Genomic DNA, 12359 nt, shown 5'->3' with positions numbered 1-12359 from the left:
GCACTTTTTCTCGGTCAATGATGACAATAAGTTATAGCTTAGAAGCTAATCAACAACTAAAGCTTATGCTTGTAGCTAAGTGAAATCATTGATTAAGAGACCTGTGCTTTTCAATAACTTTTTCAGCAGACCCTAAATAGAAACGGTCAGTACGTCAATATTTGTCAGGAAATTTTACAGAACAGTGGAGACAGTTATCGTCGTACTCCAGAACAAGAAGAACTAATTAATTTAGGCCTACTGGTCAGCCAAAATAATGAGATAAAGATTCACAATAGAATCTACGAAACCTTTCTTCAAGACGTTATAGCTCTTGACCCGAATTCGACTGAAACCTCGAATTCGACTGAACCCCCGAATCCGACTAAACCCCCGAATCCGACTAAACCCCCGACCTCGCCATCATCATGGAATAACTGGGTAGGATCTTTGATAAACATCGCGCTATTATTGTGTGGTTTTTTCGACCCTTTCTGGTCAAAAGTTAAAACTCTTTTATCAGATTTATCAAAGGATTTATCAAAGTTACTACCCGTAATACCAGAAAGTTGGCGTATAAAAATCGTAAATTGGGTAGCTCTTATTCAAATTTCTTGGAATAGTCGAAAAAGATTACTCTTGTTTTCTGGATTAGTAGTACTAGGAATAATCGTTTCTCTCGGATTATCTTTCTACATCTATATAGACCAAATGAAAGCATCAGGAATGGAGGCTTTAAATCAGTTTGACAAGCAAGAAATAGAAGCCTTAGAAAATGCAATAAAATCAGGAGATCAAATTTATAATACTCGATTTAATAAAATTCCCTTACTTAGAGAAAATCTTCCCTCCTCTCCTCTATTAGCTCTACAAACTATCGTTACTCAAATTCATGAAAAAAATCGAATCACCCCCGATCCGAATAATCTAAACCCCTTAATGAAAGCGGTCAGTTTTACTCCAGATAAGGATTTTATCGCTACTGGTGGAGAGGATAATAAAATTCGACTCTGGAAATTATCGGGAGAATTTATAACAGATTATAATAATTCAAAAAAAATTATAAGTCTAGAATTTAATCCTGATGGAAAACAACTGGCAGTTGGTGGGGAAAGCGGATCTGTAAAAATCTTGCGAATTCCTGAATTGACATTGATTCACGAATTAACTAAATGTCATCGAGATAATCAGGGCATTCGTAGTCTTAGTTTCTCTGAAGATGGTAAGTACCTAGTTACTGGTGGTGGTGATAAAGTGTGCCTATGGAACGTGGAAAAAGGGCATGAAGAAAAAGATTTCGATACCAATGGAACTGTATATAGTTTAAATTTACGAAATCAACTAATCGCAATAGCGAGTGCAGGAAAAAAAGGATTGATCGAGCTAAAAAATCTAAAAGGACAAAATCTTATTTCAGAAGAACTCGGACAAGTATTTCCTTTTGACATCAGCTTTAATTCAGAGGGTACGAAGCTTGCTACAGCAGCAAAAAATGGAAAAATTAAGCTTTGGAAGTATCAAGAGAATCACTCTTTGACTGACCCAAAAGAGTTGGATATCTACGAAAACCCTGACAGAAATCCATATTTAAAAATCAACTTTCTTGATGACAATTTATTTGTTGTTTATGAAAATAAAGATTTACTTGAACTCCTTAAAATTGATTTAGAAAATGAACCAGAAATAGAGAAAAGATTTTCTTTAAAAGGTTATGCCTCAAAGCAAAAACCTAAAGACAAGGAAATAGAAAACGCTAGTTTTAATCTTAAAAAGAATAAACTAATTACAGTCGCCCAAGAAAATCAAGCTCGTCTATGGGATTTTTCTTCAAAATCTAAAACTAAAACAAGTTTCTCGACCGAGGGGGGATCGCTTAAAAACTTAACCTTGCGTTCTGACAATAATTCAAATGATCCTCAAATATTATCCATTGTTACTTTAGACGAAAATGATATCGTTCAATTATGGTCTGTCGAAGGAAGGAAAATTCCCTTCAAAGATGAGGAGAAAGTATCTCCATCTATCGCAATTGGTTTTACGCCAGAAAGCGATGGGCAAATTGTTTCTGTCAAGAAAGATGGAGAGATTAATTTCTTGAATTTAGTAGGACAGGTACAATATCCTATCTCGATACCTACTGGACAGAATGATATTACAAGTATTGCCATTCACCCTTCTAAAAAGATTATCGCTACAGGTAATAAACAAGGTGCTGTAATGTTTTGGCTTTGGGGAAAAAAGCCCACTCAAACGACATCAATGCCTGATCCTAATCAGGGACAAGTAAAGTTCATGAGCTTCAGTCCAGATGGTCAACAGTTTGTGTCTGTAGGAAGTGACAGTGCAAAGCTATGGAATATATCTGATTTGGAGAATCCCAAAGAAGTGCCATTGGAAGCTCATGACTACCGGGGAGGTGTTAGCGGTTTGGATATCAATGAGAACGGGGATATCGCGATGGCGGCAACCGAAGATAGTAAGATTTACTTATTCGATCGATCCGGTCGAAGCATTGAACCACTCAATACTGGATACCAAAAAGGTATTATGGATATCGGCTTCGGTCAATTTAACGAGAATCCATCAAGCTGGCTGAGTTCGGCTCGCTCGTACCTAGCTACGGTGGGTGATGATCGAGTTATTAAGATATGGGATTATTCTAAGCGCCAACAAATCGCTGAATTCACAAGCGAATTTGTTAAGGTTAATAGATTTAGTTTCAGTCCCGATGGAAGATATATTGTCGTCGAGGGGGATAAGGGCAAAATTGAAGTATGGTTAGTTCCAACCTTACACGAATTATTAATAAGTGGTTGTGACTGGCTCGTTGATTACCATTCTAATCCTAGCCGCTCAGAGTCAGAAGTGGCTAAAACCTGTAGTAAATATCCATCGAAATAATCCCATTAGATAGAGATAACTATGAAACCTGGTGAAATAATTCGTGTGATCGCTATTACCCTTGTGGGTGCGATCCTCATGTTCTTGGTTCAACCCTTTATTTTTAGAACGGGAGTGATTTGGTCACCCAGTGTTCAAGATCCAACGGCGGCCCTGGCAAGTTGGGCGAATGGTGCGTATATGGTGGCGGCGGGGGTTGTTTTCGGAGTGTCGATCGCTTGTACAATCCTCTGGTGCGTGATGACGGCGAAATCGGCCGCTAGACGACCGGATGAACTCAGAGCTTGGAGCTTGTGGTGGTGGCTTCTCGGAATCGTTCCTATTTTGAGTATCGGTCTCGCCATCGGTTTTTTCAATCCGATCGAAGAACTGCGTTTACTCCTCGCCCTCTTTTTTGTATTGGATATCCTCATCCTGTTTTGGCTACCGACTGCCAGTAGCACCCCGGGCCTGTTGATCTACACACCACCCCTATCCCATCAACTGCGGGATATCATCGATCGATTTTAAGAAAAAAAAGGAGGTAATTCAGTATGGCCATGTATGTGATCGGCATCGGGGGAACGGGGGCGAAATGTATCGAGGCAATCACGAAACTCGCCTCGGTGGGACTGTTTACCGAACAACCGTTAAAAGTTCTCTTTATCGACGCGGACGAAACCAACGGGAATCTAGAGCGATCGAGAAACGCACTCAGTATCTACAGCCGATGTCAGGAGTTGATCGTCGGCAAAGAGAACCAAGATAATCGCCAAGTCAATCCCTGGATGAAAACCAAGATCGAATCCTTCGATCTCTGGTCTCCCTTCGCGGGGGTGAATTCCAGCAAAGAATTGAAAGCCTTTTTCAACTACAACACGCTCAAACAAAATCAACCCGCACTCGGTAATCTATTCGATGTTCTCTACACCAAAGAGGAACAGGAAGTCGCCCTAGACGTAGGCTTTCGCGGTCGTCCGGCGATCGGTTCGGCGGTGATGAGCCAAGTGGATCTCGAAAGATTGGATCAAGAACCCTGGGGAGCGCTGATCAAACAAATACAAGCAGACACAGGCGCAGGAAAAGCCCCGAAAGTGTTTCTCTGCGGGTCGATGTTCGGGGGAACTGGAGCCTCTGGACTACCGACGATCGCCCGTTTACTGGCCAATAAACTGAAAAATATCGGGGTCAAAGATCGGGTCAAGATCGGTTGTCTATTCATGTTGCCCTATTTCGGTTTCACCCCGCCGCCAGGAGAAGATTCGGACGGGATTTTCGCCCGTTCCGAACAATTTTTACTGAATACCGAAGCCGCCCTGCGCTATTACATGACCCAAGCGCAAGAGACCTTCGATACGGTTTTTCTGTTGGGAAATGAAAACTTCTCGAAAGTGGAATTTAGCGTCGGCAAAAATAGCCAGCGCAATGATCCCCACTTCCTAGAACTCTATAGCGCCCTCGCCGCGCGGTATTTTTTCCTCCATACCGCCGAAATAGGGGAAAAAGTCGTTTTAATAGGCCGGGAGCAAATCGGTCGGCTGATTTGGGACGATCTGCCGGATCGAGCGGAAATCCAACCCGCGCTCGTCAACGGGACTCGATTCGCCTACAGTTGGCTGTCCGAGTTTGAACCCGAACTCAACGGCATCCTGAAGAGAAACGACGATCGCTTGGTACTTGCGCCCTGGTCACGTCCTTTCTTTCCCAGTAAGGGATCAGGGAATGGGGGAACGCGGTTAGGGGGGCCCGAACAACAGGAGGCACTCAAGACGATCAGTGCCTGGTGTCGGGATTATCTCACCTGGCTGTACCGTCTGCACCAGATCGAGGGAGAACAGATCCAACTCTTCAACACCCAAGCGATGGGCGATCCGGAAAAGTCCCTCCGACGGGAACAGTTAGCGGAACTGGTACTTGATCGCCCCCTCGATAATAAGACCAAATCGAGAGACACGATCACCTCTCTCATGCAAAACCTACAGAGTTATAAACCCGACAATTCCGCAGAACCCGGGATCGCCGCATTAGCCAAAGCCCTATACACCTTTTGCAAACAATAGCCCTTAGCTTATGTTTTTATTACTCCCCAAATTAAAATCCGATAGCGATGTCCGTCCCTCCGATCAAGCGGGAAAATGGGACGCACAAGATTTTAAAACCTTTGGCGATGTGGCTTCCAGCCTCGATTACAAATCCCCCGGCCAGGTAAAAAGCGTCAGTTCCGTACCCACCATCTGGGCCCGTCCTCTCTCGATGGAAATGGCTCTTCACAACAAGGCCTATCCCATTCACCGGCAGATGATCGAGCAGTGGCAGGGAATGTTGGCGGCCCTGGCACTGGCCGAAATGCGACGTTTTCCCCTCTCGGCACAACTGCTAGAACTGGGCGAACTCCGCCATAAAGACCCCTTCGCCCGTTCCCTCTACGAACTGCGGCCCGATCCCCCCAGTAAAACCCTCTATTTTCTGGAGGCGAAAAATCCCTGGCAGGATATCTACGTCTTTTTATGGGATGGGAAATCGGTGGGGATGTCCTCCCCCAGTACGATCGTCGTTCCCTCCGAAGCGGGCAAATGGGAAAATCTGCCCTGGTGGAATCGGCAGACCCGTTGTTTGGAAGCGCCGCAAGGTTATCTCAATGCCAGTGAAAAAGCATTGCTCTGGCGTTGGCTGGAGAACCTCAATAACGAGTTAAATCGCTATCAGGGGGAAGCGATCGCCCAGAATACGATGCGGGGTCTGTTACAGGAATTTCAGAACAGCTTGGGAGAGCAACCGGAACAACGGCTGAGTTTAAGCGAGAATCCCCAATTTTTCGGCGTTCCTCTCAATCGAGGCCTTTTAAACGCCCTCAATCGTCCCGTCAAAGCCGAACCGAAAGAATCCTGCGTGCGGGTCGTGGCCAGCGAGAATAAGCGCGGCCTCGTTCCCCCTCTCCTGATTATCGATCCAGAAATCGCTCGCTCGTGGGATCGATCGCCCCAAGATATCTGGATCTATCAGGATCAAACCCTCGCCTCTCCATCTATCCTCAAGGATTTACAGACTGGGAAAATCCTCTGGAAAGATATCCGGTGGATCGAGTCCAAGGATCTATTTACCCCGGAATTTCACTTTATCGATGTGGAAGATGCCCTACCAGGGGGGTTTTTGCCGGATAACACTCCGTCGATCGTGTTCAAAGGACAGGAAATCACCCCTCTCCTGCCCCTCAACCCGATCCTCCTGGACTACTTTACCCCCGAAGAGTTACTGCGGAAGCTCCAGTTCAGTACGCTCAACGGGAGTGAGGGGCCAGTTCTGCGGGTATCCCTAGACCTGCCCCTATCGGGCATGAACAATGACGAGAGAAATCCCCAGAATTATCGGGTGTTTAAAGACTATCCCATCAAGGAAGACAACGCCCTGACCCAAGTTCCGGTTTTAGAGATCTGGCCGAACTTCCGGTCCCAGGGTTGGAAGGAATATTACGCCTTTTACTACGATCTGGAATTTCTCGGTTCCTCGAATCCGCTTGATCGCACTTTTCAGGTGAATTTGCCCGGCGCCAAAGAACCGCATATTTTCCAAGATGGCAAGGGTTCCTATCAACTCACCCGACTAGAGGAGTATCCCTCCTGTATCGAATGTCGGGATCGATCGAAAAACTTCCTCGGCCTAATCCTGCTGAAAACGCCGGCATTGATCGCTCTGGAGGGTTCCTGGAAAGTGGGGGTCGATTTTGGGACATCTTTTACCAATATCTACGTCAATCGCCGGGGAATAACCGAACCGCTTCCCTTAGAAAGTCTGCATCTCAAAATGACGGAGGTACTGTCCGATACTCGAATGCCCACCCTGTTCGAGTATTTCGTTCCCGAAAACTTCTTTCCCCCAGAGAAACCGTTACCTCTCAGTAGCGTGTTAACCACCCGGAAAGCGAATAACGTAGCGAAAGAACGCCCGATCTACGACGGTCGGATCTATTTTCTCGGTCCCTTCGGCAGGCGCGCGAATGAGCCATGGATCGAAATCGATCTCAAATGGACAAATATCATCGTCAATCGGCTTTTTCTCAAGCATTTAGCCCTTCATGTCACAGCCCTCGCAGCCAAAAACGGCATCCAACAAATCCAGTGGTCTCTCTCCTATCCTTCCGCTTTCTCCCGCGCCGATAAAACCCGCTACGCACGCAACTGGCAGGATTTAACCGAGGAGTTGCAAGCAAAAACCGGGATCAGCCAAATTTGCCCGCAACAGGATAATCTCACCTATTTCCGCACGGAAAGTGTGGCAACGGCCCAGTATTTCGCCGATCAGGAGGATCACAACCTCGTCAATAGCACCTGTATCGATATAGGGGGAGGAACCTCGGATATCTCCATCTGGACGGAGGCCCCCGATCGCTTCCAACTGGTGCATCAATGCTCGGTACAATTAGCCGGGCGACATCTGTTCTCCCAATTCTTGGAACTCAATCCCGGATTTCTCGCCGAGAAGTTATTAGGAGGGAGAGACGCGAGCGAAGGTGGCTACTGGCAGGGATATAAAGGGGGGGAGTTCCACTTCCAGATTGATTCATTACTTCGTAACATGGGTGATGACTTACTCAAGAAAAGAGACTTTCTTGAAGAAGATCCCCAATTCCAAGGATTACTCCGACTGATGGCGATCGGTACGGCGGGACTATACTACTACGTGGGGATTCTGTTACAGGTTCTCTACGAAAAAGACCGCTACAGCCGACCGGAAATCACCCCCGTGTACATCGGTGGCAACGGTTCGCGCCTGTTGAACTGGCTGGCGATCGGCGGACGGTTCGATCGTCACTCCGAAGTTAACGAACTTTTCAGTCGGATGCTGAGTAAGGCCTCCGGTTTCCCGGACACCAACGAGATCACCCGATTAAGCACCCGTCCCAAGGATGAAGTCGCCTGTGGTCTGGTACTAGACCGAACTCCCCTAGGAGGAATTATCAGCAAAAAACCAGAACCAGTCATCGCCGGGGAGGATTGCGAGGTGAACGGTCAAAAAATTACGTGGAAAGACTATCTGGAGTTGGAAGGCAATATCACCGGCTTCGATATGCCCCAACTCCAGGAAGTTCCCGCTTTTCTAAACGAGTTCAACACCGCAGTGAAAGAGATCGACATTCAGGGACTTAAACCCATGCCCGCTTTTAAAAATGGCGAACTGGAGTCTAGTTACAAAGATCGTCTCTGGCGTGAAGTCCATAAAGAACTGAGAACGAATCTCGTTTACATTCGGGGAGATTCAGAAAACATCCGCGTCGAGCCACCTTTTATCCTAGGATTAAAGGCACTCCTCCGCGTTTTAGGCAAGGAGTGGGCTGGCAAATAACGGCTAACCAGAGGGGAAGTAGGAAAAATACCGGCGAGGTCTTTTCTACTCCCCTTAACAAAAAGTCTAAGGGAGAACGATGATGTCTAATTGTCCAGTTTGTGATGCTATATATAACGAAGGGCAAGAGAGTTGTACGGTATGTAACTGGCCTCTGAATAATGACTCTCAAAAAATTATTATCTGGGCGAAAGGTATTTGGGAAGAGAAAAGTAGTATTAAAGATAAATATAACAAGCCCAAGACGAAAGATGAAGAGTCTTTAGTTGATAAAATCAAAAGGGATTTGATCGACCCTTTGCAAGCCGAGCTTACGGATTTGAAAAACTCCTTACAAGAAAAGTTACAAACCATACATTTAGAGCGAGATATAACTCTAAAAGAACAACTAGAATCAATCAATAGTAATATTAAAAATATCGAGCAAAATCAAGAACAGTTAGCTACAAAAAATCAAGAAAACTTTTCTCGATCTCAAGAAGAAATTGAAAAAATTAGCAATAGAGTAGGAGATTTAGAAAACAATATTCGAGTGAACGAACGTGCCAATAGAAAAATTGTTTCTAACCCATCATCTGGTTTTTCTGAAACAATCGATACCTGTCTAGAATCCTCTCCACAAACTCAGAACCCGATTAGCCTAGAAGAATCGAATCTAGCAAGAAAATATAATCACAATCGAGAGTCTTTTTCCCAACAGGCAATCAACGTCACCGCCACCGAAGAAAGCTTAAGCAAGCTCGAAATTGGTATTTCCTCGCGGGTAATCTTCGAGAAAAATCGTCGCGGCAATTATTCGATCATCAAAGAAAACGGCACAGAATATTTAGTACCGAGTAACAACCTCAGACTGAACCAACACAACTACAAAACGATCGAAGACTTCTTCGACTGTAACAATCTTCAGCTAGAGGGTAACTTTGAACTTCTCAAACCCGCTAGAGTTTCCGCTTTACCCGGAGGGGAAACTTGGCAATTCGAGGAACGCGGCATCCTACAATTCTGATATATAAAATCGGTGAATCCTATGAAAAAAATCAGCTATGCTAAATTGGCTCTATCCCTCCTACTCGTGTCCAGTATCCTCGTCGGATGCGGAAGAGGGGCTGTTTCCCCCAAAAATACAACCCCTCAAACCTCCCCAGCAACCGTCGCTAAATCTCCTCAATCACAGAGCGATATCGATAAAGCTTTCAATGAATTCAAAACCGAACAGCAAAAGTTTCTCGATGCCCTCAAGGGAGCGATTAAGATTACTGACAAGAAAAAGCTGGAAATTATTAACAGTGATAAAGTTAGTACAAAGATAGAAAATTTACAGCAAAAAATAAAAGAGTATCGTCAAAATCAGCTATCGAAGTTACAAGGTGAAGAAAAAACAACCATTGAGAAAATTTTGGGTGACATCGATAGCACTTTAGAGGAAATCTCTCAAAAGGTAATCACTCCTTTTAAACAAGGATTGACAAGAGGTGCAATTGAAAATGTTCAGAAAGACTTAGATTTTTTCACAAAAAGAAATATCTCCCCAGATAATTATGGTAACTTTGGAGATACTACCGTCGGGGAAATTACGACGTTTCTTCAAGATAAACAGACGTCACTAGAAGATAATATTAAACAATTAAAATCTCCCGTTCAAGGAAGCACTAAACCTTCCATCGATCCAGAAATACAAAAATTATCTAATCGAATAGCACAGTTAGAAAAAGAAAAAACCTCTTCTAATACCACTTTTCTCGTTGCTATATTAGCATTGTTAGCGGGCGGATTTTTTTTGTTAAGATGCCGCAAAAAATTGCGTCAAAGTTTTTCTATACGAAACCTATCTTCTGTATTAAAGTTTTTTTGGAATCGGGGAACAAACCCAGCAGGAAACCCACCAGAGGCAAGTATAGACAACCCATCTACTCAAGTTGCTTCTCAGAATCGGAGTCCAAATGAAACTCAAATTTATCATACAATTTACAATCAAGTCTACAAAGACATTGACAAAAAATTCTCTAAAAAGTTTAAAGATATCGAGCGAAAAAGTACAGAAGAAAACCGTAGAATTAATGATAGAATTGCCGATTTAGAAGGAGAAAAACACAATCGGAAAACCAAAGATACGAAAGTTTGGGAACCAAAAGAAGAAACCGGCATAACTTCTTGGAAACCTTCTGAACCACCCGCGAGCCAGACTTACCAGAGTACATCACCTTCAGTATCTAGCTCTTCCCACTCCCTAGGAGGAGATAATTATGATCAAGATGCTCGTTCCTCATCCCTGATCGAAGTATCTCCTACAGAAGAAAGCCTAGCGAATCGCGAGATGGGAGGGACCGATCCAATTGTACTAAAAAATAAACGTCGGGGTTACTATGAGGTGTACCTCGACGGGAACTATCATTGTTTGGTACCTAGCCAAAATTTTAGAATCAACCAGAATAACTATAAAAGCGTTGAAGATATATTCGAGTGCCAGAACTACGATCCGAATTATTCCGATCGCTATACCGTCATCCATCCCGCGGTAGTCTATCCCTTAGCGGGTGGGCAAACTTGGCAGTTACAACAGCGAGGGGTTTTACGATTTTAGCGCGCTAGAGTACGATGAGGAGTGATGAGAGAAGTTACCCAGATGACGAAACTAAATTTTGCGATCGCCGAAATCGTGGATATTTATAATTTCCTACCCAAAGTTCTGGCCCCGAAAGTGGTCAAAGTTGCGGTTCATCCTTCTCAATCTAATAGGGACAGGCCATCTCTAGCCGAACAGAAAAACGGGAACTATTGGATAGTCCTAGTCGAGGCTAATTACTGGCTACTGCCCCAAAGCGGCCTACGCATCAATCAATTTAATCTAGCCACCGTTAAATCTCTATTCGACTGTCAAGGATACGAACTTTCTGAACACGGGGATTTTGTATTACTAGAGGCCGCTCAGGTGTCGGGAATGCCAAACGGGACAGAGTGGAGACTAGAGAAAAAAGGAGTAATCAACTTTGATCCTAACTATCCCGCAGACGAATTGCGATCGCAACAAAAGCAAGCGCAACAGGAGATCGATCGTCTTCAGTCCGAGTTAGAGGAGAGCAAAAGGAGGAATCAACGATTAAACGCTCAACTAGCCGAATTAGCCTACGATACATTACAAAAGATCCGCGCTGATTTAGTCACCAGAGATGAGTTTATCGAACAAAGTCACAAGCTAAATACCTTAGAAGAATATCTAAACAATGCCTTTGATCACTTAGACGAAGCCTTTGATAACTTAGACAAAATTCAAGTTAAGTTAGAAGATTTAGAAAACGCCAATTCAAAAATGGTTTCTAACCCATCATCTGGTTCTCAAGTTAATTCTCAAAATTTGAGTACAAATGAAACTCAAATTTATTATAAAATTTACGATCAGGTCTACAACGAACTTTACCAAAAATTCTCTGAAAAGTTTAAATATATCGAGCAAAAAATTACACAAGAAAACCGTATAATTAATGAATGGTAGAATTGCCGATTTAGAAGTAGAAAAACACAATCGGAAAACCAAAGATACGAAAGTTCAGGAACAAAAAGAACCAACTGGCATAACTACTTTGAAACCTCCTGAACCACCCGCGAGCCAGACTTACCAGAGTACAGCACCTTCAGTATCTAGCTCTTCCCACTCCCCGATCGAAGTATCTCCTACAGAAGAAAGCCTAGCGAATCGTCGAATGGGAGGGAGCGAACCAATTGTACTAGAAAATAAGCGCCGGGGTATCTATGGAGTTTACCTCGACGGGAACTATCATTGTTTGGTACCTAGCCAATATTTTAGAATCAACCAGTGGAACTATAAAAGCGTTGAGGATCTATTCGAGTTCCAGAACTACGATCCGAATTATTCCGATTGCTATACCGTCATCCATCACGCGGTAGTCTATCCTCTAGCGGATGGAAAAACTTGGCAATTACAACTGCGAGGGATTTTAGAGTTTTAGCTCATCTGACTATTTAGCAATCAACAACGAAAAATTTCCCCATGAACGTAATCATTATGGCTCTTCGGTAATTGTTATGCAAATAATTAACTTAAAATAAAATTCGATGAGAGTGCCTACGCCTAAAAGTAGCTGAAATCTATACAGGGAGACACTTAAGGCACAAATAGGTTAATACCAAAAGATAGACAATTG

8 protein-coding genes are annotated in these 12359 nt (G+C 43.9%); all 8 read left to right on the top strand.

Annotated elements, in window-relative coordinates; genetic code table 11:
* Positions 1 to 429 precede the first annotated feature (429 nt).
* On the top strand, positions 430 to 2880 hold the full coding sequence (locus tag IM479_RS13375; protein WP_287686111.1) for a WD40 domain-containing protein: 2451 nt from the start codon (positions 430 to 432) through the stop codon (positions 2878 to 2880).
* Positions 2881 to 2901: 21 nt separating this feature from the next.
* Positions 2902 to 3390, top strand: coding sequence for a hypothetical protein (locus IM479_RS13370; RefSeq protein WP_287686110.1), 489 nt, complete (start codon positions 2902 to 2904; stop codon positions 3388 to 3390).
* A gap of 23 nt (positions 3391 to 3413) precedes the next feature.
* Entirely contained in the window at positions 3414 to 4919 is a 1506-nt protein-coding gene (locus tag IM479_RS13365) for an FtsZ/tubulin family protein (protein ID WP_287686109.1), read from the top strand.
* A gap of 10 nt (positions 4920 to 4929) precedes the next feature.
* Positions 4930 to 8199, top strand: a complete 3270-nt coding sequence (locus tag IM479_RS13360; protein ID WP_287686108.1) for an acetate and sugar kinases/Hsc70/actin family protein — start codon at positions 4930 to 4932, stop codon at positions 8197 to 8199.
* An 82-nt stretch (positions 8200 to 8281) separates the two neighbouring features.
* On the top strand, positions 8282 to 9205 hold the full coding sequence (locus IM479_RS13355) for a hypothetical protein (RefSeq protein WP_287699455.1): 924 nt from the start codon (positions 8282 to 8284) through the stop codon (positions 9203 to 9205).
* A gap of 21 nt (positions 9206 to 9226) precedes the next feature.
* Positions 9227 to 10780 (top strand): V-type ATP synthase subunit I domain-containing protein, encoded by a 1554-nt coding sequence (locus IM479_RS13350; RefSeq protein WP_287686106.1) that lies wholly within the window; start codon positions 9227 to 9229, stop codon positions 10778 to 10780.
* A 42-nt stretch (positions 10781 to 10822) separates the two neighbouring features.
* Complete coding sequence (locus tag IM479_RS13345; RefSeq protein WP_287686105.1) at positions 10823 to 11689, top strand: hypothetical protein; 867 nt, start codon at positions 10823 to 10825, stop codon at positions 11687 to 11689.
* The gene (locus IM479_RS13340) at positions 11679 to 12164 is read left to right on the top strand and encodes a hypothetical protein (protein WP_287686104.1); all 486 of its coding nucleotides are present in this window, start codon (positions 11679 to 11681) and stop codon (positions 12162 to 12164) included. Before IM479_RS13345 ends, IM479_RS13340 begins: the two co-directional genes overlap by 11 nt.
* The last annotated feature ends 195 nt before the right edge of the window (positions 12165 to 12359 follow it).

The sequence above is a fragment of the Microcystis sp. M165S2 genome (genome assembly GCF_020245885.1).
GTDB lineage: Bacteria > Cyanobacteriota > Cyanobacteriia > Cyanobacteriales > Microcystaceae > Microcystis.
This window is presented reverse-complemented; position numbering and strand designations above follow the sequence as displayed.

Bases quoted from the DNA above. Each gene is read 5' to 3' on its own strand.
- IM479_RS13360 (WP_287686108.1), top strand. From the start codon at position 4,930: ATGTTTTTATTACTCCCCAAATTAAAATCCGATAGCGATGTCCGTCCC.
- IM479_RS13345 (WP_287686105.1), top strand. From the start codon at position 10,823: ATGACGAAACTAAATTTTGCGATCGCCGAAATCGTGGATATTTATAAT.
- IM479_RS13355 (WP_287699455.1), top strand. From the start codon at position 8,282: ATGTCTAATTGTCCAGTTTGTGATGCTATATATAACGAAGGGCAAGAG.
- IM479_RS13365 (WP_287686109.1), top strand. From the start codon at position 3,414: ATGGCCATGTATGTGATCGGCATCGGGGGAACGGGGGCGAAATGTATC.
- IM479_RS13350 (WP_287686106.1), top strand. From the start codon at position 9,227: ATGAAAAAAATCAGCTATGCTAAATTGGCTCTATCCCTCCTACTCGTG.
- IM479_RS13340 (WP_287686104.1), top strand. From the start codon at position 11,679: ATGAATGGTAGAATTGCCGATTTAGAAGTAGAAAAACACAATCGGAAA.
- IM479_RS13370 (WP_287686110.1), top strand. From the start codon at position 2,902: ATGAAACCTGGTGAAATAATTCGTGTGATCGCTATTACCCTTGTGGGT.